We start from the raw sequence: 19352 nt of genomic DNA, 5'->3' as shown, positions 1-19352 counted from the left end.
CGATTCCCGGTCGAAGCGGGATCCTGCTTTTCGCTTTCCAGTTCTTCGCTTTCGCGTTTCCCTTTCCGGCGGTTCCAACCTTACCAGACTCTTTTTCGTTCCGTTTCCGGTCCGAATTTTGAATTCCGGTGGCCTTTGGAGTGGCCTTGCCTTTCGGCGGACCCGACTTTATCAGAAGTTCTGAGTCGGATTTTCCACTCCGTCCTGGGCGCTCAGCGCACACGAGTGTGCGCAGTGCTTCCCGGTCAGGCGGAGCCGTAAACGTACTGGAGCGGGGCGCCCCGATGCAAATCGGGGGCCCCGCTCCGGAGTTCGTGCCTGTCTGCGTCAGACCTCGACGACGACCGGAAGGATCATCGGGCGCCGGCGGTAGGTGTCTGAGACCCACTTGCCCACCGTGCGGCGGACGAGCTGCTGGACCTGGTGCGGCTCCAGCACGCCGTCCTGGGCGGACCTGTTGATCGCTTCCTCGATCTTCGGCACGACCGCACTGAACGCCGAGTCGTCGATGCCTGAACCGCGGGCGTGGATGTCCGGGCCGCCCGTGATCTTGCCGGAGGAGCTGTCGACCACGATGAAGACGGAGATGATGCCTTCTTCGCCGAGGATCCGGCGGTCCTTGAGCGAGGTCTCGGTGACATCGCCGACCGAGAGGCCGTCGACGTAGACGTAACCCGCCTGGACCTTGCCGACGATCTTGGCCCGGCCGTCGACGAGGTCGACGACGACGCCGTCCTCGGCGATGACGATGTGGTCCTTGGGCACTCCGGTGAGCGCGCCCAGTTCGGCGTTGGCCCTCAGGTGGCGCCATTCGCCGTGGACCGGCATCAGGTTCTTCGGCTTGCAGATGTTGTAGAAGTACAGCAGCTCGCCTGCCGAGGCGTGGCCCGAGACGTGGACCTTCGCGTTGCCCTTGTGGACGACGTTGGCGCCCCAGCGGGTCAGGCCGTTGATCACGCGGTAGACCGCGTTCTCGTTGCCCGGGATCAGGGACGACGCAAGGATCACCGTGTCGCCGGGGACGATCCGGATCTGGTGGTCGCGGTTCGCCATCCGGGACAGGGCCGCCATCGGCTCGCCCTGGGAGCCCGTGCAGACCAGAACGACCTCGTCGTCCGGCAGGTCGTCGAGGGTCTTGACGTCCACGACCAGGCCGGCGGGGACCCTCAGGTAACCGAGGTCGCGGGCGATGCCCATGTTGCGGACCATCGAGCGGCCGACGAAGGCGACCCTGCGGCCGTACTCGTGTGCCGCGTCGAGGATCTGCTGGATGCGGTGGACGTGGCTGGCGAAGCTCGCCACGATGATGCGCTTCTGGGCGTTGGCGAAGACCGTGCGCAGGACGTTGGAGATGTCCCGCTCGGGCGGTACGAAGCCCGGGACCTCGGCGTTCGTCGAGTCGGAGAGGAGGAGGTCGATGCCCTCCTCGCTCAACCGCGCGAAGGCGTGCAGGTCGGTGAGCCGGCCGTCCAGCGGGAGCTGGTCCATCTTGAAGTCGCCGGTCGCGACGGCCATGCCCGCAGGGGTGCGGATGGCGACCGCGAGGGCGTCCGGGATGGAGTGGTTGACCGCGATGAACTCGCAGTCGAACACGCCGATGCGCTCGCGCTGGCCCTCCGCCACTTCGAGGGTGTACGGACGGATGCGGTGCTCCTGGAGCTTCGCCTCGATCAGCGCGAGGGTCAGCTTGGAGCCGATGAGGGGGATGTCCGGCTTCAGGCGCAGCAGATACGGGACACCACCGATGTGGTCCTCGTGGCCGTGCGTGAGGACGATGCCCTCGATGTCGTCGAGACGGTCCCGGATCGTGGTGAAGTCCGGCAGGATCAGGTCGATTCCGGGCTGCTCCTCCTCGGGGAAGAGCACTCCGCAGTCGACGATGAGCAGGCGGCCGCCGTACTCGAAGACCGTCATGTTGCGGCCGATTTCGCCGAGGCCTCCGAGCGGGGTGACCCGGAGGCCGCCCTTCGGGAGCTTCGGCGGGGTGCCGAGTTCGGGATGCGGATGACTCAAAAGACTCTCCTTACCACGCACGCCACGTACCGCTTGGGCACGTGGCGCGCATGTCAATCGTGCACTTGCTGTTGTCTGTGTCTTCGCTCTTGCGAGTGTTCTTCGCGTATTCAGTTGTGAAGTCTGTGGTTACAGCTCTACCCCGCCGGCGGCGAGATCGATCTTGAGCTGGGCCGTTTCCTGCTCGGTGAGCTCCACCAGCGGGAGGCGCAGCGGGCCTGCGGGGAGGCCTTGGAGGGCCAGGGCGGCCTTGGTGGTGATCACGCCCTGGGTGCGGAACATGCCGGTGAAGACCGGCAGGAGCTTCTGGTGGATCTCCGTGGCCTTCTGGACGTCGCCGCCGACGTGGGCCTCGATGAGGGCGCGCAGGTCGGGGGTGACCACGTGGCCGACGACGGAGACGAATCCGACGGCGCCGACCGAGAGCAGCGGGAGGTTGAGCATGTCGTCGCCGGAGTACCAGGCGAGGCCGGAGCGGGCGATGGCCCAGCTCGCTCGGCCGAGGTCGCCCTTGGCGTCCTTGTTGGCGACGATGCGCGGGTGTTCGGCGAGCCGTACCAGCGTCTCCGTGTCGATCGGCACACCGCTGCGGCCGGGGATGTCGTAGAGCATCACCGGCAGGCCGGTGGCGTCGGCGATCGCCGTGAAGTGCCGGAAGATGCCTTCCTGCGGCGGCTTGTTGTAGTACGGCGTCACGGCGAGGAGGCCGTGGGCGCCGGAGCGTTCGGCCGTGCGGGCGAGCTCGATGCTGTGCCGGGTGTCATTGGTGCCGATGCCGGCGACGACGTGGGCCCGGTCTCCCACGGCTTCCAGTACCGCCCTTACGAGCTGGTCTTTCTCCGCGTCGCTGGTGGTCGGGGACTCGCCGGTGGTGCCGTTGACGACCAGGCCGTCATTGCCTGCGTCCACCAGATGGACGGCGAGCCGCTGGGCACCGTCGAGGTCGAGTGCGCCGTCCGCCGTGAAGGGCGTGACCATAGCGGTGAGGACCCGCCCGAAGGGGGTCTGCGGAGTGGAGATCGGAGCCATGGGTAACACGCTACTCGCTGCTCAGGGCCCAATGCCCCCTCGGGGGGACAAGCGATAGGAGCCCGGCACTGCCTGCTCGGGGGTTCAAGCAGTGCCGGGTCCGTTTGATCAGCCTAGATGAACTTCACGAAACGCCGCAATACGGACACCGCCTACGGGGCTACGCGTCCGTTCTTGTTGAAGGCTGCATGGGTGAGCGGCATGAGACGGGCCCAGTGCTCCTCCATCTGCTGGCCGACCATCTCGATCTCGCGCTGCGGGAAGGACGGCACCTTCGCCAGCTCGTGCTGGGTGCGCAGGCCGAGGAAGTGCATCAGCGAGCGGGCGTTGCACGTGGCGTACATCGAGGAGAAGAGACCGACGGGGAGCACGGCGCGGGCGACCTCTCGGGCCACTCCCGCGGCGAGCATCTCCTGGTACGCCTCGTACGCCTGGCGGTAGGAGTCCTCCATGACGCGGCCGGTGAGCTCCTGCTGGGCCTGGGTGCCCTCGACGAACTCGTACTTGCCGGGGCGGCCCTGCTGGACGAGCTTGCGGGAGGCGTCGGGGACGTAGAAGACCGGCTCCAGCTCCCGGTAGCGGCCCGATTCCTCGTTGTACGACCAGCCGACGCGGTGGCGCATGAACTCGCGGAACACGAAGATCGGGGCGCTGATGAAGAAGGTCATCGAGTTGTGCTCGAACGGGCTGCCGTGGCGGTCACGCATCAGGTAATTGATGAGCCCCTTGGAGCGCTCGGGGTCCTTGGTGACCTCCTCCAGGGACTGCTCGCCGGCCGTGGAGACACGGGCCGCGAACAGGACGTCGGAGTCGCCCGCGGCGTGTTTCACCAGCTCAACGGTGACATCGCTGCGGAAGCTGGGCTTTGCGGGCTCGGGGGTCTCGGTCACCGGCGGGGTCCTTCCAGTTGCGTCGCTCGGGCGGCGCCCACTCTACGGGCCACCACTGACAACCGGGCCGGAAGGGCCGTCCAGGGATTTCTTCGACGAATTCGGCGATTCGGGGCACCGATCGGGCCCGCCGAGCGTCTGACCCAATAGCAGCATCCATAACAGAGTTCAAGGAGACCTTCCTCATGTTCCGCCGGCGTGAATCCGTCCCGTTCTCGTTCGTGGCCGAGAGCGACCGATTCCGCAGTAACGTCACTCCCCCGCCCCGGGAGCGCGCCACCGTCTCCCAGCTGGCCAGCCGTTCCCTCGTCGGGCTGACCGTGGTCGGCGGCCTCGTCGGGGCGCTGATCCTCGGCATGCCCGCGCTCAGCCCCGCCCAGAGCGCCTCGCACGCCGAGCAGACCGAGGCCGTCCACGGGCACTGACTCGTACGGCCCCCTGGGGTGGTCGGGTCGGCGGCCTCCTCGGTAGCCTCACCGGGCACAGCAATCGAGCGTGTTTGTGAGTGAGGATCAGTCGTGCCCCTGCCCTTCCTGACGGCCGACCGCGCGTTTGACGCCAGCGCCGAGGACATCGCGCTGCCGTTCGACGACCACGACGGCTGGCGGCGACCGTACCGCCCCGGCCCCTGGCGGGTCGCGGCGGCGGCGTTCCTGCTGCTGCTCGCGTCCTTCGTCCTGCTCGCGGGAATGATCATCGCGTTCGCCGGGGCGTTGCCGGGCGCGGCTGTATGTCTGGGACTCGCCCTCGCGATCATCATCTGCGCGCTGCGGCTGCTGCGGGTCGGTACGTGGGTCAGCCGGCACGGCGTGCGCCGGGTGGGCTTCTTCACCAGCGTCACCGTGCCGTGGAACAGGGTCGCCGCCATCCGCACGGTGCAGCAGCCGGTGAAGTGGCTCGGGTTCCCGCGCACGGTCCAGGGGCAGGCGCTGATCCTCGTACGTCAGGGGGGCGAGCCGATTCCGCCGCTGCTCACCGACAACAACGCCGACTTCCTGACGCGGAGCGAGGCGTTCGACCGCGCCGCCGACACGGTGGAGGCGTGGGGGGACGAGTACCGGCGGGTCTGAGGCCTCCGAACAGTTCGGCGGGACGCCCGCCCGGCCCCTTCAGGGGGTGCTGGGACGGGCGTCCTTCATGTGCAGGGCGATGGCGCGCTGCATGGCCTTGCGCGCCCTCGGGGTGTCCCTGGCGTCCTGGTAGGCGACGGCGAGGCGGAACCAGCAGCGCCAGTCGTCCGGGGAGTCCTCGGTCTCCTCGCGGCGGCGGGCGAACACCGCGTCGGCCGAGTCGCGGTCGATACGGCCGGACGGGGTGCGGACCAGTTCGTCGACCGGCAGGCCTCCCTCCGCGTCGAGCTCCGCGGCCAGCGCGTTCGCCCGCGACACGAACTGGGTGTTCTTCCAGAGGAACCAGATGCCGATCACCGGCAGGATCAGCACCGCGGCCCCGAAGGCGACCGTCAGCAGCGTGCCGTGCCGGATGAGCAGCACGCCACGGCTGCCGACCAGGGCGAAGTAGAAGACCAGGACGGCAGCGGTGACGAAGTAAGTGATCTTTGCGCGCATGGCAGGGCTCAGTCAGTTCAGGTCGAGGAAGTGTTCCAGGCCGAACGTGAGGCCGGGAGTGGTCACCACGCGGCGTACGCCGAGCAGGATGCCCGGCATGAAGCTGCTGTGGTGCAGGGAGTCGTGGCGGATGGTGAGCGTCTCGCCCTCGCCGCCGAGCAGCACTTCCTGGTGTGCGAGGAGGCCGCGGAGCCGGATCGCGTGGACCGGGACCCCGTCGACGTCCGCGCCGCGGGCGCCCTCCAGGGCCGTGGCGGTGGCGTCCGGCTGCGGGGCGCAGCCGGCCTTGCGGCGGGCGTCGGCGATCAGCTGGGCGGTGCGGGTGGCGGTGCCCGAGGGGGCGTCGACCTTGTTGGGGTGGTGCAGCTCGACGACCTCGACGGACTCGAAGTAGCGGGCGGCCCGCTCCGCGAACTTCATCGTGAGGACGGCGCCGATGGAGAAGTTCGGCGCGATGAGCACACCGGTCTCCGGGGAGCCGGCCAGCCAGGTGTTCAGCTGCGCGAGCCGTTCGTCGGTCCAGCCGGTCGTACCGACGACGGCGTGGATGCCGTGCCGGACGCAGAAGTCGAGGTTGTCCATCACCGACGCGGGGGTGGTGAGTTCGACGACGGCCTGGGCGCCGGATTCCGTGAGGGTCTCCAGCTTGTCGCCACGGCCCAGCGCGGCCACCAGCTCCATGTCGTCGGCGGCCTCGACGGCTCGTACCGCCTCGGACCCGATACGGCCCTTGGCGCCGAGAACGGCCACGCGCAGCTTGCTCATTGCTCTGGTTCCTTAACGGTGGGGTTAGGAGACCGCTTCTTCGAGGCGGTCGGCCTGCTTGTCCTTGAGCGGGCCGATGACGGAGAGGGAGGGGCGGTGTCCGAGGACCTCGCCCGCGACCGCGCGCACGTCGTCGGGGGTGACCTGTGCCATCCGGGCCAGCATGTCGTCGACCGACATCTGGTCGCCCCAGCACAGTTCGCTCTTGCCGATGCGGTTCATCAGCGCGCCGGTGTCCTCCAGTCCGAGGACGGTGGAGCCGGAGAGCTGCCCGATGGCGCGGCCGATCTCCTCGTCGGTCAGTCCTTCGGACGCCACCCGGTCGAGTTCGTCCCGGCAGATCTTGAGGACGTCGTGGACCTGGCTGGGCCGGCAGCCCGCGTACACCCCGAAGAGTCCGCAGTCGGCGAAGCCCGAGGTGTACGAGTACACGCTGTAGGCGAGACCGCGCTTCTCCCGTACCTCCTGGAAGAGGCGTGAGCTCATGCCGCCTCCGAGGGCCGCGTTGAGGACGCCCAGCGCCCAGCGGCGGTCGTCGGTGCGGGCCAGTCCGGGCACGCCGAGGACGACGTGGGCCTGCTCGGTCTTGCGGTTCAGCAGCTCGACCCGGCCCGCGGTGCGCAGGGTGCGGGCACCCTCGCGCGGGGCGACCGGGACGGCATCGGCGCGGGAGAGGGCGCCCGCCCGCTCGAACGCCTTGCGGACCTGGCGTACGACCGTGGCGTGGTCGATGTTGCCCGCGGCGGCGACGACCAGGTGCGTGGGGTCGTAGTGCTTCTTGTAGAAGCGGGCGATCCGGCCGCGGTCGAGCGCGTTGATGGTGTCGACGGTGCCGAGGACCGGGCGGCCGAGGGGGGTGTCGCCGAGCATGGTGTGCGCGAACAGGTCGTGCACGCAGTCGCCCGGGTCGTCCTCGGTCATCGCGATCTCTTCGAGGATGACGCCGCGCTCGGCGTCGACGTCCTCGGCGGTGATCAGCGAGCCGGTCAGCATGTCGCAGACGATGTCGATGGCCAGCGGCAGGTCGGTGTCGAGGACCCGCGCGTAGTAGCAGGTGTACTCCTTCGCCGTGAAGGCGTTCATCTCGCCGCCGACCGCGTCGATCGCGGCGGAGATGTCCAGGGCACTGCGCTTGGCGGTGCCCTTGAAGAGGAGGTGTTCGAGGTAGTGCGTCGCGCCGTTCAGCGTGGGGGTCTCGTCGCGTGATCCGACGTTGGCCCAGATGCCGAAGGTGGCGGAGCGTACGGAGGGCAGGGTCTCGGTGACCACCCGAAGACCGCCGGGCAGCACGGTGCGGCGGACCGTACCGATGCCGTTGGTGCCCTTGAGAAGCGTTTGGGTACGGGCGACGGCCCGCGCCTCCGAGGAAGCGCGGGCCGTCGTCACGGAACTACGGGACGTCACTTGGCGGCGTCGTCCTTCTTCTCGTCCTCTTCACCCTCGACGACCGGGATCAGGGAGAGCTTGCCGCGGGAGTCGATCTCGGCGATCTCGACCTGGACCTTGGTGCCGACACCGAGCACGTCCTCGACGTTCTCCACGCGCTTGCCACCGGCGAGCTTGCGGATCTGCGAGATGTGCAGCAGGCCGTCCTTGCCCGGCATGAGGGAGACGAAGGCACCGAAGGTGGTGGTCTTGACGACCGTACCCAGGTAGCGCTCGCCGACCTCGGGCATGGTCGGGTTGGCGATCGAGTTGATCGTGGCGCGGGCGGCCTCGGCGGCCGGTCCGTCGGCGGCACCGATGTAGATGGTGCCGTCGTCCTCGATCGTGATGTCGGCGCCGGTGTCCTCCTGGATCTGGTTGATCATCTTGCCCTTGGGGCCGATGACCTCACCGATCTTGTCCACCGGGATCTTGACGGTGATGATCCGCGGGGCGTTCGGGGACATCTCGTCCGGGACGTCGATGGCCTCGTTCATCACATCGAGGATGTGGAGGCGGGCGTCGCGGGCCTGCTTCAGCGCGGCGGCCAGGACCGAGGCGGGGATGCCGTCGAGCTTGGTGTCGAGCTGGAGCGCGGTGACGAACTGCTTCGTACCGGCGACCTTGAAGTCCATGTCGCCGAAGGCGTCCTCCGCACCGAGGATGTCGGTGAGGGCGACGTAGTGGGTCTTGCCGTCGATCTCCTGGGAGATCAGACCCATGGCGATACCGGCGACGGCGGCCTTGAGCGGCACACCGGCGTTCAGCAGCGACATGGTGGAGGCGCAGACCGAACCCATGGACGTCGAGCCGTTGGAGCCCAGCGCCTCGGAGACCTGGCGGATCGCGTAGGGGAACTCCTCGCGCGTCGGCAGCACCGGCACGATGGCGCGCTCGGCGAGCGCGCCGTGGCCGATCTCGCGGCGCTTGGGCGAGCCCACGCGGCCGGTCTCACCGACGGAGTACGGCGGGAAGTTGTAGTTGTGCATGTAGCGCTTGCGGGTCACCGGGGAGAGGGTGTCCAGCTGCTGCTCCATGCGGAGCATGTTGAGGGTGGTGACGCCCAGGATCTGGGTCTCGCCACGCTCGAACAGCGCCGAGCCGTGCACCCGCGGGATGGCCTCGACCTCGGCGGCGAGCGTACGGATGTCCGTGACGCCGCGGCCGTCGATGCGGACCTTGTCCTTGATGACGCGCTCGCGGACCAGCTTCTTGGTCAGCGCGCGGTACGCGGCGGAGATCTCCTTCTCGCGGCCCTCGAAGGCCGGGAGGAGCTTCTCGGCGGCGATCTCCTTGACGCGGTCCAGCTCGGCCTCGCGGTCCTGCTTGCCGGCGATGGTGAGCGCCTGGGCGAGCTCGGAGGTGACGGCCGACTCGAGGGCGGCGAAGACGTCGTCCTGGTAGTCGAGGAAGACCGGGAACTCGCCGACGGGCTTGGCAGCCTTGGAGGCGAGGTCCGACTGGGCCTTGCAAAGGCCCTTGATGAAGGGCTTCGCGGCTTCCAGACCGGCGGCGACGATCTCCTCGGTGGGAGCCTCGGCGCCGTCCTTGACGAGCTGGATGGTCTTCTCGGTGGCCTCGGCCTCGACCATCATGATCGCGACGTCGCCGTCGTCCAGGACGCGACCGGCGACGACCATGTCGAAGACGGCGTCCTCGAGCTCGGTGTGCGTCGGGAAGGCGACCCACTGGCCCTTGATCAGGGCGACGCGGGTGGCGCCGATCGGGCCGGAGAAGGGAAGGCCCGCCAGCATCGTGGAGCAGGAGGCGGCGTTGATCGCGACCACGTCGTACAGGTGGTCGGGGTTGAGCGCCATGATCGTCTCGACGATCTGGATCTCGTTGCGCAGGCCCTTCTTGAAGGAGGGGCGCAGCGGCCGGTCGATCAGACGGCAGGTGAGGATCGCGTCCTCGGAGGGGCGGCCCTCGCGGCGGAAGAAGGATCCGGGGATCTTTCCGGCCGCGTACTGGCGCTCCTCGACGTCCACCGTGAGGGGGAAGAAGTCCAGGTTGTCCTTGGGCTTCTTGGAAGCCGTGGTGGCCGACAGCACCATGGTGTCGTCGTCCAGGTACGCGACGGCGGAGCCGGCGGCCTGCTTGGCCAGGCGGCCCGTCTCGAAGCGGATGGTGCGGGTGCCGAAGGTTCCGTTGTCGATAACGGCCTCGGCGTAGTGGGTCTCGTTCTCCACTAGCGTTTTCTCCGATACATATCGTCTTCTCGCCCCCACGCCCGTGTGGCGGGGGACGGTAGCGGAGAAGCCCTCCATCGGCGGGCCGGTCTTCGATCGAAGCACCCGGGTCGATGAGTCCGGGGGCCACTACCGAGGACCGGCGGCGGGGAGGTCTGCTTCTCGCTCGTCTGCGGTCGTTCTCCGACCAGGTTACTGAGATTCGGTTCTGCTTGGCATTTCCGGCCGTGCGGGCGAACCGTCACGTCCGGTGGCTGCCCACGTACGCACAATCGTACGTACAGCAAAGGGAGCGGCCCCCTCAGTGGTGGGAACCGCTCCCTTCACGGCGAACTACTTGGCGCCGCCGGCCGCACCGCGGCGGATGCCGAGGCGGTCGACCAGGGCACGGAAGCGCTGGATGTCCTTCTTGGCCAGGTACTGAAGGAGGCGGCGACGCTGGCCGACCAGGATCAGCAGACCACGACGGGAGTGGTGGTCGTGCTTGTGCGTCTTGAGGTGCTCCGTCAGGTCCGAGATCCGGCGGGAGAGCATCGCGACCTGGACCTCGGGGGATCCGGTGTCACCCTCCTTCTGGGCGAACTCGGACATGATCTGCTTCTTCGTAGCGGCGTCGAGCGGCACGCGTACTCCTCTTTGATGTTCGATGCGCCCACGAGTGCCCCTGGTCTTGATCGCAGGGGAGCTTCCATGACTCGGAGGCGAAGGTCCGATGAGCGCAGATCCCAGGATGATCCGGGAGCGCGTACACAAACGGCCGTCACACAGCGTACCAGTCCGGCGCAGCCGGGTCGGCCGCGCCGGGTGCCCGGGTCAGCTGGTGAGAGCGCGGATCGACTGGTAGAGGTCGAAAACGGCGAGGCAGAGGGGGATCAGCGTCAGGAGCACACACGCTTCGGCGATCTCCAGGAAGCGTCCCCAGAACGGGGTCACTCCCTTGCGGGGCACGATCAGCCCGATGGCGGTGATCAGAGCGGCGGCGCCCGCGACGGCCGCGGCCAGCCAGATCGTACGGATGTCGAGCGCGGTGCTGTCCCCCGTGGCGGCGTCGCGCAGCATCTCGATCGGCGGGTTGAGGGAGAGGCCGAGGCCCAGGAGCACGAGTGCGCCGAGACCCGCCGCCAGTGCGCAGCCGACCTGGGCCGTGTAACGGAACAGGTGGGAACGCATCAGCATGGCGATCCCGGTGGCGAGCGCCAGCAGCTGGCCCCAGATGTTGTCCGAGAATCCCAGGACGGCGGCGGCGCCCACGGCCACCAGCGCGCATCCGCCGACCAGGCCGACGAGCAGTTCGTGGCCGCGCCGTGCCTGGGCGGCGATGCGGTCGGCGTCGACCGGGCCCTGCGGGGCCGATTCGGACGTCCCGTAGTCACCGGCGGTGGTGCGGGGCGGCTCGAAGCCGATGGGGAGGCGGGCGAAACGGGTGGAGAGGCCGGGCAGGAAGGCGAGGACGCCCACGGAGATCGGCGCGCACATCGCCGCGGTCTCGGCGGGCTCCAGGCCGGCGGTGATCGCGACGAAGGTCACCAGTACGCCGACGGCCGCGGCGAACACGAACGCAACGAAGATTCCGTCCCCGCCGGGGGCGGCGATCATGAGGATCACCGCGACCACCAGCACGGCGGCGCAGGCGAGCAGGAACTGGAGCCTGCCGATGCCCTGCCCCTCGCTGAGCGACAGCAGCCCGGCGCCGGAGACCCCGGCGTTCGCGAGCGCGCCGATGCCCAGCGCCGTGGACGATCCCCGGTCGTCGTAGACGCGGGCACGTACGCAGGCGAGCGCGAGGGCGAGTACGGCGACGATCGCGGCGAGGACGCCCGGCAGCCCGTGCATGTCGTGCCGGGGGCCGGAGTTCCACAGCACGAAACCGAGCAGGACCAGCAGGAGCGCCCCCGCGAAGAGCCCGGCACCGCGCATGAGGCTGTCGCCCCAGAGAGTGCGGTCGCGGGCGACGGCGGTGGCGACCGCGTCGGAGACGTCGTCGAAGACCGCGGGGGGCAGTGACTCGGAGAAGGGGCGCAGGGACAGCAGTTCGCCGTCGAGGATGCGCTGACCGGCCAGGGTGCGCCCGCTGTCGAGGACGGTGCCGTCGCGACGTACCAGGTGATAGCCGACCGGTGCGCCCTGGGCGGGGCTCTGTCCCGACAGCCGGAGGATCTCCGGGTACAGGTCGGCGACGGGGATGTCCTCGGGCAGCGCCACGTCGACGCGGCTGTCGGGCGCGACGACCGTGACCCGGCAGAAGCCGGTTCCGTTGCCGGACGGAACTCCGGGACCGGGCCGACCTTGTCCGGTGGCCGCCGTTTGGGCCGTCATAGTCACCTGCTGCTCCCCCTCATCGTTTTCCGGAAACGAACCGGGGACCGCGGACCTCGCCGAGGGCCGTCCCGTGATCCCCTGCGGGCGCGAGACGACAACCACGGCACCTCGCCGCGTTGCCGGAACACCCGAATACATCCGGTACCCGGGCATCCTTGCGCCTTGCGATGCACCGCATCCGACGCCGCACACCGATCCACCAGGGACCACGGGGCAGCCCTAGCGCCCCGAACGGCCGTTTCCTTGCGGTAGTTAGCGAATGCTTACACGCGTTGCGACACCCTACCGCTCCCGGTGTCATTCCATACGCCAGTAGGATCCTCCCGCGGATGGAGCCCGTCGCCACGGGGGCGCCGATACGAACAGTTCTGTCCGGCAAGGGAATTGGTGAGCTGTGAGCCAGATTGTCGTCAAGCGCCCACCGCGGGCCCTGCCCTCCGAAGTGCCGGACGAGCAGGTGCAGTTGCAACCTCCGCCCGAGCTTCCTCGCGGGCAGCAGGAGGGGGTGATGATGCAGCTGCTGCCGATGCTCGGCATGGGCGGTTCCGTGGTCTTCTTCTTCATGACCCCGAACCCGATCATGCGGATCATGGGCATGATCATGATCGCCTCGACGGTCGCCATGGCCGTCGCGATGATGGTCCGCTTCCGGCGGGGGACCCAGGGACAGCTCGCCGACATGCGGCGGGACTACCTGAAGTACCTGACGCAGACCAGACGTTCCGTGCTGAAGACGGCCCGGAAACAGCGCGACGCGCAGTTCTATCTCCACCCGTCCCCGGACCAGTTGTGGGCGCTCGTCGCCGAGGGCAGCCGGGTCTGGGAACGCCGCGTCGGTGACGCCGACTTCGCGCAGGTACGCATCGGCCTGGGCACTCAGGAACTCGCGACGCCGCTCATCGCACCCGACACCGCGCCGGTCGACGAGCTGGAGCCGCTGACCGCCGGGGCGATGCAGCAGTTCCTGACGACCCACAGCACGCTGGACGGCCTGCCCATGGCGGTCTCGCTGCGCGCCTTCTACCACCTGACGATCAGCGGCGAAGCGGAGTCCGTCCGTTCCACGGCCCGCGCGATGGTCGGTGCGCTCGCCTCGCTGCACTCCCCCGAGGACCTGGTCATCGCCGTCGCGACGGACCGGGACGCCGCCGCGCGCTGGGAATGGACGAAGTGGCTTCCGCACGTCCAGGCCGCGGACTTCGTCGACGGTGCCGGCGTCCGCCGCCTGATCACCACGAGCGTCGCGGAGCTGGAGGAAATGCTCGCGCCCCGGCTCGACGGCCGGCCGCGCTTCCAGCCCGACGGCCAGCCGCTCATGGACCAGCCGCATGTCGTCGTCGTGCTCGACGGCCAGTCCGTGTCGCCGGTGTCCGCGCTCGCCGCGGCCGAGGGCCTCCAGGGCGTGACGGTCATCGAGGTCGTACCGGGCGAGGTCAACGGGGCACGCGGCGGCCTGTCCGTCGTGGTGCGCCCCCAGCTGCTCCAGCTGGAGTCCGGGCACGGACTGGTCTACGAAGGTGTTCCCGACCTGCTCAGCCAGGAGGCCGCCGAGGCGCTGGCCCGGCAGCTGGCACCGCTCCATGTGGCCACGGGCGGGGACGACGACGAGCCGCTTCTCGCCAATCTCGAGTTCACCGATCTGCTGAACCTCGGTGACGCCGCCTCGATCGACGTCAGCAGGACCTGGCGGGCCCGCTCCCAGGCGGAACGGCTGCGCGTCCCGATCGGGGTCGGCGAGGACGGCAGCCCCGTGATGCTGGACCTCAAGGAAGCGGCGCAGGAGGGAATGGGGCCGCACGGCCTGTGCGTCGGCGCCACCGGTTCCGGAAAGTCCGAGCTGCTGCGCACGCTCGTGCTCGGCCTCGCCGTCACCCACACCTCGGAGACGCTCAACTTCGTCCTCGCGGACTTCAAGGGCGGTGCCACCTTCGCCGGTATGGCGCAGATGCCCCACGTCGCAGCGGTGATCACCAACCTCGCGGACGACCTGACGCTGGTCGACCGCATGGGCGACTCCATCAGCGGTGAGCTCAACCGCCGTCAGGAGATGCTGCGCGACGCGGGCAACTACGCCAACATCCACGACTACGAGAAGGCGCGTGCCGCGGGCGCTCCCCTGCAGCCCATCCCCTCTCTCGTCCTGGTCATCGACGAGTTCAGCGAACTGCTCACCGCCAAGCCCGACTTCATCGAGATGTTCGTGCAGATCGGGCGCATCGGCCGTTCGCTGGGCGTCCATCTGCTGCTGGCCTCGCAGCGCCTGGAGGAGGGGCGGCTGCGCGGTCTGGAGACCTATCTGTCGTACCGGATCGGCCTGCGCACGTTCTCGGCGGGCGAGTCCCGGGCGGCGCTGGGTGTGCCGGACGCGTACCACCTGCCCAACGTCCCCGGTTCCGGGTACCTGAAGTACGGCACGGACGAGATGGTGCGCTTCAAGGCCGCGTACGTCTCAGGGGTGTACCGCTCGGGCGCCCAGCCGGCCGTGTCCTCAGGACCCCTGCCGGTGGACCGCAGGCCGGTGGTGTTCACTGCGGCTCCGGTGCCGGTGCAGTACGTGCAGCCGAGCCCGCAGCCCGACGCCCTGGTGCCCGACGCGCGTACGCCGGAGGACGACGCCCTGGCGGACACGGTGCTCGATGTGATCGTGCGCAGGCTTGAGGGCCGGGGGGCCTCCGCCCACCAGGTGTGGCTCCCCCCGCTGGACAACCCGCCGTCGCTGGACGAGCTGCTCCCGGGGCTCTCCCCGGTGGAGGGCCGTGGGCTGACCCAGCCCGGGTTCGAGGGTTCGGGCCGCCTCGTCGTACCGCTCGGCGTGGTCGACAAGCCGTACGAGCAGCGGCGCGACACGCTCTACCGGGACTTCTCCGGTGCGGCGGGTCACATGCAGATCATCGGTGGTCCCCAGTCCGGGAAGTCCACGCTGCTGCGCACGCTCATCGCGGGCTTCGCGCTCACCCACACGCCCCAGGAGGTCCAGTTCTACGGACTCGACTTCGGTGGCGGCGGCATGGCCTCCGTATCCGGCCTGCCGCACGTCGGCGGGATCGCCTCCCGGCTCGACCCCGAGCGGGTGCGGCGCACGGTCTCCGAGGTGTACGGGATCATGGCGCGGCGCGAGGAGTACTTCCGCAGCGCCGGCATCGACTCCATCGCCACCTTCCGCAGGCTGCGGGCGCGCGGCGACATCTCGGTCACGGACCAGCCGTGGGGCGACGTCTTCCTGATCATCGACGGCTGGGGCAACTTCCGTACGGACTACGAGGCCCTGGAACCGGCAGCGTTGGACATCGCGGCGCGCGGCCTCGGGTACGGCATCCACCTGATCGTCACGGCGTCGCGGTCCATGGAGGTCCGGGCCACCCTCAAGGACCATCTGATGAACCGGCTGGAACTGCGGCTCGGCGACGTCATGGACTCCGAACTGGACCGCAAGGCCGCGGTCAACGTGCCCGCAGGGGTGCCCGGCCGTGGCCTCACGCCGGAGAAGCTGCACTTCATGGCGGCGGTACCGCGGATCGACGGCATCAACTCCGACAGCGACCTCTCCGAGGCGACGGCGGCCATGAACCAGGAGGTCGCCCGGCACTGGACCGCGGCGCCGGCCCCGGCGGTCCGGCTGCTGCCCCGCGAGCTCCCGGTGCGCGAACTGCCCCCGGGCTACGCGCATCCGGAGCGGGGCGTCGCGTTCGGCATCGACGAGAACAACCTGGAGCCGGTCTTCCTCGACTTCGAGCGCGACCCGTTCTTCCTGGTGTTCGGCGAGAGCGAGTCCGGCAAGTCGAACCTGCTGCGGCTGCTCATCAAGCAGCTGAGCGAGAGGTACGACGGGAACACCTGCAAGTTCTTCGTCATCGACAACCGCCGAGCGCTCCTGGACGTCACCCCCACGACGCACCTGGCGGAGTACGTGCCCATGTCCAACAACATGGAGCACCACGTGGACGCGCTGTACGACCTGATGAAGCGTCGTACACCGTCGCCCGACGTCACGGCGCAGGAACTGCGCGAACGCAGCTGGTGGAGCGGCCCGACGGTGTACGTGGTCGTCGACGACTACGACCTGGTCTCCACGTCCAGCGGAAACCCGCTGGCCAAGCTCACGGAGATGCTGCCGTTCTCACGTGACGTCGGCGTCCGGTTCATCATCGCCCGCAGCACGGCGGGTGCCGGCCGGGCCCTGTACGAGTCGTTCATGCAGCGCATCATGGAGCTGGGCGCGCAGGGCCTGATGCTCTCGGGCGACCCCATCGAGGGCGACGTCCTCGGCAACGTACGACCGCGGCCGATGCCTCCGGGGCGCGGGGTCTTCGTCACCCGGCGGCGCGGGAATCCGCTGGTGCAGACGGGGCTCATGGACGGTCAGCGGTAGGACCGCGGGCAGGAAGCACAGGCGGGGCACGGCGACGGTCGACACGACCGGCCGTGCCCCGTCTGCGTCCCCTGCCTTCTTCATTTCCTGCATTTCCTACATCTCCTGCATTTCCGCCTTCCTGCCTTCCTTCCGTCCTGCCCGCCTGCCTACCTACCTGCCTCCGAGGCCGGTGCGTGGCCGCCGGCGCGACTGCCACTCGAAGGGGGGGTATTTGATGGGCATTCGTGGAGTCCAGCAATCGGTGAAACCCGTACAACCGGATTGAGTTGTGTCAGGTGGCGACGGTTTTCTCCTGTCAGTTACCGAAGTGGGGCTGTGGGGTTCGACAAAAAGAGCGCCCTGCATAGGTTCGGCGGCGTCACCGCGGCGGGATACAGCGATTCCCGGCCATTGATTTCGCCCCTCGGAACCAGAGACCATGACGGACCGTCCCGGACGGCCCGAGAACGGAGCAACGGGGAAGGTTTCACCGATGACGTGGGACGAGTGGGAGCACCTCAAATCCGATGCGGCGGCGCGTGGTTCCGCGCAGATGCAGCTGAATCAGTATCCGGCTGATCAAGGTGGCGGCCCTGCGCCGGGCTCGGCCTCGGCCTCGGGAAATCTGAAATCGAACAAGAAGGCATGGGTAAAGGCCGGCGAGGACGTAAAAGGCCTGGTGGACGGCGTCGGCAAGGCGTTGGCGAAACTGAGCCAGGGACAGGCAGGGCTGAGTGACACCGGCGGGTGCCGGAGTGCGGCCGCACAGAAGGATCTGTACGAATCCTGGCGAAAGTATGTCGGCGATGTGAGCAGTCGTTGCGACGGGTTAGGTGGGCTTTTAGAGGGTGCGGGGCACGATCTTTCGAAGTCCGACCAGACGGTCAGGGAAGAGCTGGACAAGTTGCAGCTGAAGTACCAGGACACCGCGGCCGTCGGCGGCCACACGAGAGAGAAGTGATTCGCGATCATGGATCTTGCGACACTGAAGGCCTTCAAGCCATCGGAGTACGAGGGCGCCGCGGAGGCCTATCGGGCGACCGGTGACATGGCCAGTGCGGCCAAGGACACGATCGACAACCAGATCTGCGCTGGGATCCGCAACCAGCTCGAGGGCGAAGCGGCGGACGCAGCTTCTCGAGAGCTCCGCGAACTGTCGAAGAACTTCCACTACGCGCAGACCGAATGCGGTCTGGTAGGCACCGCGCTCAATGGTTTCGCCTTCGATATGGCGGTGGCCAAGCAGAGGCTGGAGGCGGCGATCGAGGACGCCCGCGCGGACCACTGCACGGTGAACGCGAACGGTTCGGTCACCTACCCGGCAGGCAAGAAACCCGGCGCCGAGAAGACCGCCGACGGCGGCACGGTGATCGGGAGCGCCGGGGGCAGCCCGACGTCCGACGCCTTGGAGCGCCAGGCGGCGAACATGCACCCGAATCCGAACTACGGCAGGGCGATGGCCTATGCGAACCGGATCGCCGACGCGTTGAAGGAAGCCACGGATGCCGACGAGAGGTGGGCACCGAAGCTGCACGCGCTGAAGGCCGACGACGACCTGAAGGTCTCCAAGCGGGACTGGGCCGACGCGCAGTCGGACATGGGTGGAGTCCGCGAAGCGGGCAAGAGCTATCTCGACTCCCTGCCGGAGCCCCCGAAGGACGGCAGTCCGAAGGACAACGCATCGTGGTGGAACGGGCTCAGCCCGGAGGAGCGGGCAGCGTGGCTCTCCCTCCGCCCCGACACCGTGGGAGCGCTCGACGGGCTGCCTTCAACGGTTCGGGACGAGGCGAATCGCGTCGTCCTCTCGGAGAAGCAGGGCGAGCTCCAACTGGAACTGGATTCCATCCCGAAGCCGCCGGCCGACGAATGGACGTGGATCAAGGCCGGTCCGATTCCGTCCAGGGTGCACACCGACGAGTGGATGGCCTGGCACAACAAGTACGGCGATCGGTACGAGCAGCTCAACAAGTCCCTCAAGGGGATGCAGAGCATCCAGGACCGTTTCGCCCAGACCGGTGAGGAAGGCCTGCCCGAGGCATACTTGCTCGGGTTCAGCCCGGAAGGAAATGGCCGAGCGATCGTCGCCAACGGGAATCCGGACACGGCCGATCACCAGGCGGTCTATGTGCCGGGCACGACGTCGAACCTGGGCGGCATCAGCGGTGACATCGGACGGATGGTGAACGTGTGGCGCGTGGCTGACGCCGCGCCCGGCAACGATTCGGTCTCCACAATCACCTGGCTCGGGTACGACGCCCCGCAGGACATCGTCAAGGACTCGCCGTTCAGTCACTACGCGAATGACGGCGCGCCGGCCTTCAACCAGTTCATGGACGGGCTCGACGCGTCGCACACCGGCGATTCGGACCCGCACCGCACCGCGATCGGCCACTCGTACGGAACGACCCTCATCGGTTCCGCGGCCCGGCAGGGTGACCTGAACGCTGACGACGTGGTCCTCGCGGGCAGCCCTGGTGTTCAGGTACCCAAGGCCGAGCAGCTGGACGTGCCCTCGGGGCACGTCTGGAACCAGGAGGCCGACGGGGACCCCGTTCCGGACATCGGCCGTTACGGACACGGTGGAACCGACTGGGACGGCCCCTGGACCATCCCCAGCGACGAACGCTTCGGCGCCAACCAGATGACCACGGACACCGAGGGCCACAGCGACTACTGGAAAGAGGGGACCGACAGCCTGTGGAATCAGGGACAGGTCGTGGCAGGCAACAGCGACAGCGTGATGTTGAAGCCACCGCCGAACTACTGGGCGCATGTGAAGTAGAGGTGTCGTGCCTGCGGGCAC

Annotated in this window: 14 protein-coding genes; 5 read left to right on the top strand and 9 right to left on the bottom strand. The window is 68.5% G+C overall.

What is annotated here, in order from left to right:
- Positions 1 to 327: 327 nt before the first annotated feature.
- The 3 genes from ACFYY7_RS39870 to thyX all read right to left on the bottom strand — a co-directional run bounded on the left by ACFYY7_RS39870 (position 328) and on the right by thyX (position 3932).
- Positions 328 to 2013: a ribonuclease J gene (locus tag ACFYY7_RS39870; RefSeq protein WP_124716047.1), complete on the bottom strand. Its 1686-nt coding sequence runs from the start codon at positions 2011 to 2013 to the stop codon at positions 328 to 330.
- A 129-nt stretch (positions 2014 to 2142) separates the two neighbouring features.
- Entirely contained in the window at positions 2143 to 3042 is a 900-nt protein-coding gene (gene dapA, locus ACFYY7_RS39865) for a 4-hydroxy-tetrahydrodipicolinate synthase (RefSeq protein WP_383770068.1), read from the bottom strand.
- A gap of 152 nt (positions 3043 to 3194) precedes the next feature.
- Positions 3195 to 3932 carry an FAD-dependent thymidylate synthase gene (gene thyX, locus ACFYY7_RS39860; RefSeq protein ID WP_124716049.1) on the bottom strand — a complete coding sequence of 246 codons (738 nt, stop codon included), beginning with the start codon at positions 3930 to 3932 and terminating at the stop codon, positions 3195 to 3197.
- A 185-nt stretch (positions 3933 to 4117) separates the two neighbouring features.
- On the opposite strand from thyX, the gene ACFYY7_RS39855 reads away from it, so the two are divergent.
- Entirely contained in the window at positions 4118 to 4357 is a 240-nt protein-coding gene (locus ACFYY7_RS39855; protein ID WP_388669584.1) for a hypothetical protein, read from the top strand.
- A 93-nt stretch (positions 4358 to 4450) separates the two neighbouring features.
- Positions 4451 to 5002: a hypothetical protein gene (locus ACFYY7_RS39850; protein WP_388669581.1), complete on the top strand. Its 552-nt coding sequence runs from the start codon at positions 4451 to 4453 to the stop codon at positions 5000 to 5002.
- A gap of 39 nt (positions 5003 to 5041) precedes the next feature.
- Here the strand turns inward: ACFYY7_RS39850 and ACFYY7_RS39845 are convergent, their stop codons facing one another.
- The 6 genes from ACFYY7_RS39845 to eccD form a co-directional block, all read right to left on the bottom strand.
- The gene (locus ACFYY7_RS39845) at positions 5042 to 5500 is read right to left on the bottom strand and encodes a hypothetical protein (RefSeq protein WP_388669578.1); all 459 of its coding nucleotides are present in this window, start codon (positions 5498 to 5500) and stop codon (positions 5042 to 5044) included.
- 12 nt (positions 5501 to 5512) lie between these two features.
- Entirely contained in the window at positions 5513 to 6265 is a 753-nt protein-coding gene (gene dapB, locus ACFYY7_RS39840; RefSeq protein WP_388669575.1) for a 4-hydroxy-tetrahydrodipicolinate reductase, read from the bottom strand.
- 24 nt (positions 6266 to 6289) lie between these two features.
- On the bottom strand, positions 6290 to 7669 hold the full coding sequence (locus ACFYY7_RS39835) for a M16 family metallopeptidase (RefSeq protein WP_388669572.1): 1380 nt from the start codon (positions 7667 to 7669) through the stop codon (positions 6290 to 6292).
- The gene (locus tag ACFYY7_RS39830; RefSeq protein ID WP_388669569.1) at positions 7666 to 9879 is read right to left on the bottom strand and encodes a polyribonucleotide nucleotidyltransferase; all 2214 of its coding nucleotides are present in this window, start codon (positions 9877 to 9879) and stop codon (positions 7666 to 7668) included. Before ACFYY7_RS39830 ends, ACFYY7_RS39835 begins: the two co-directional genes overlap by 4 nt.
- Positions 9880 to 10212: 333 nt before the next feature.
- A complete protein-coding gene (rpsO, locus tag ACFYY7_RS39825; RefSeq protein ID WP_003965855.1) occupies positions 10213 to 10503 on the bottom strand; it encodes a 30S ribosomal protein S15 in 291 nt (96 codons plus the stop codon).
- Between the two features lie 189 nt (positions 10504 to 10692).
- Positions 10693 to 12195: a type VII secretion integral membrane protein EccD gene (gene eccD, locus ACFYY7_RS39820; protein ID WP_388669565.1), complete on the bottom strand. Its 1503-nt coding sequence runs from the start codon at positions 12193 to 12195 to the stop codon at positions 10693 to 10695.
- A 397-nt stretch (positions 12196 to 12592) separates the two neighbouring features.
- Here eccD and eccCa point away from each other — a divergent pair, with 397 nt between their 5' ends.
- The 3 genes from eccCa (at position 12593) to ACFYY7_RS39805 (ending at position 19331) form a co-directional block, all read left to right on the top strand.
- On the top strand, positions 12593 to 16567 hold the full coding sequence (eccCa, locus tag ACFYY7_RS39815) for a type VII secretion protein EccCa (RefSeq protein WP_388669562.1): 3975 nt from the start codon (positions 12593 to 12595) through the stop codon (positions 16565 to 16567).
- 475 nt (positions 16568 to 17042) lie between these two features.
- Positions 17043 to 17510, top strand: coding sequence for a hypothetical protein (locus ACFYY7_RS39810; protein ID WP_388669559.1), 468 nt, complete (start codon positions 17043 to 17045; stop codon positions 17508 to 17510).
- A 9-nt stretch (positions 17511 to 17519) separates the two neighbouring features.
- Entirely contained in the window at positions 17520 to 19331 is a 1812-nt protein-coding gene (locus ACFYY7_RS39805; RefSeq protein ID WP_388669556.1) for an alpha/beta hydrolase, read from the top strand.
- The last annotated feature ends 21 nt before the right edge of the window (positions 19332 to 19352 follow it).

The sequence above is a fragment of the Streptomyces sp. NPDC001933 genome (assembly GCF_042890955.1).
Classification (GTDB): domain Bacteria; phylum Actinomycetota; class Actinomycetes; order Streptomycetales; family Streptomycetaceae; genus Streptomyces.
The sequence above is the reverse complement of the archived record's forward strand: the minus strand, read 5'-3'. Positions and strand labels throughout refer to the sequence as shown.

Excerpts from the sequence above, each read along its gene's own strand:
- dapA (WP_383770068.1), bottom strand. The coding sequence starts at position 3,042 with ATGGCTCCGATCTCCACTCCGCAGACCCCCTTCGGGCGGGTCCTCACC.
- ACFYY7_RS39855 (WP_388669584.1), top strand. The coding sequence starts at position 4,118 with ATGTTCCGCCGGCGTGAATCCGTCCCGTTCTCGTTCGTGGCCGAGAGC.
- ACFYY7_RS39845 (WP_388669578.1), bottom strand. The coding sequence starts at position 5,500 with ATGCGCGCAAAGATCACTTACTTCGTCACCGCTGCCGTCCTGGTCTTC.
- dapB (WP_388669575.1), bottom strand. The coding sequence starts at position 6,265 with ATGAGCAAGCTGCGCGTGGCCGTTCTCGGCGCCAAGGGCCGTATCGGG.
- eccD (WP_388669565.1), bottom strand. The coding sequence starts at position 12,195 with ATGACGGCCCAAACGGCGGCCACCGGACAAGGTCGGCCCGGTCCCGGA.
- ACFYY7_RS39810 (WP_388669559.1), top strand. The coding sequence starts at position 17,043 with ATGACGTGGGACGAGTGGGAGCACCTCAAATCCGATGCGGCGGCGCGT.
- ACFYY7_RS39805 (WP_388669556.1), top strand. The coding sequence starts at position 17,520 with ATGGATCTTGCGACACTGAAGGCCTTCAAGCCATCGGAGTACGAGGGC.